The organism is Faecousia intestinalis, from assembly GCF_040096185.1.
Taxonomy (GTDB): Bacteria; Bacillota; Clostridia; order Oscillospirales; family Oscillospiraceae; genus JAZOXB01.
Genome location: NZ_JBBMFF010000242.1, coordinates 1 through 953, shown reverse-complemented (window position 1 = coordinate 953; position 953 = coordinate 1). Strand labels below are relative to the sequence as shown.

Below are 953 nucleotides of genomic sequence, written 5' to 3'. Positions count from 1 at the left end.
AGACTAACTATTAAAAGTCAAGCCCGAAATGCGGAGGAGCGGCAAAAATTTAGACGGTTCAAAAGGGGTATAGCAAAGCTGACGTCCTTCTGGACGCCTACTTGAGCTTATGAAAAATCGGGGTTATGCTGCGGCGCAGTATGGCCGCTGAGATTTCTCCATTGCAAAAATCAGACGTACCAATTTCTTTGCCGCATGAGAGAGCGCAACGTTGTAGTGCTTCCCCTCGGCCCGTTTCTTGGCAAGGTAAGCGGCAAAGGTCGGGTCCCAATGACAGACGTGTTTTGTGGCATTGTAAAGAGCGTAGCGCAAGTAACGGGAACCTCGTTTTTCCATGTGCGAGTAGGCTCCAGACAGTGAAAGCTGCCCGGACTGGTAAGTGGAAGGTGACATCCCTGCGTATGCGAGGATTTTATCTGGCGAGTCGAAGCGAGAGAAATCACCTATTTCAGCCAGGATAACCGCTCCCATACGGACACCCATGCCTGGGATCGTAGTAATGGGAGACTGCATTTCGTCCACGATGGCTTGAATGGCAGTTTCAATATCTTCGATTTCGGCGTCCAATTCACGAATCAAGCGAATCGTGTGCTGTAATTCAAGAGACTTGGCGGGCATGACAGAGCCGACTGAGGAGCGTGCCGCATTCCGAATGGTCTCGGCCATCTCCTGGCCATAGCGGCCTTGAGAAGCGTTTTTCAAAACTGCTTTCAAATGCGTCATGTGCGTGCTGGAAATCTGTTTGGCGCCAGGAAATTCGCTGAGAAGTGCGTAAACAGAGGCCGAATGCAGTGACGAGACCAACTTTTCAAGCTCTGGGAACAAGATTGTGACCAGACGGGAAACGGACTGCTTCAGCTTTGCTCGTTCACGAACTTTGTCAAACCGGTATCTTGTGAGTGACTTTAGCTCCTCGTTGTGGTATACTGTGTCTGTGTAGGACTTGAGGTCCA

At 50.4% G+C, this 953-nt stretch carries 1 protein-coding gene; it reads right to left on the bottom strand.

The features are described 5' to 3' along the window. Positions 1–123 precede the first annotated feature (123 nt). Positions 124–953 (bottom strand): transposase (locus WMO66_RS10515; RefSeq protein ID WP_349136441.1); only part of this gene is annotated, 830 nt, incomplete at its 5' end.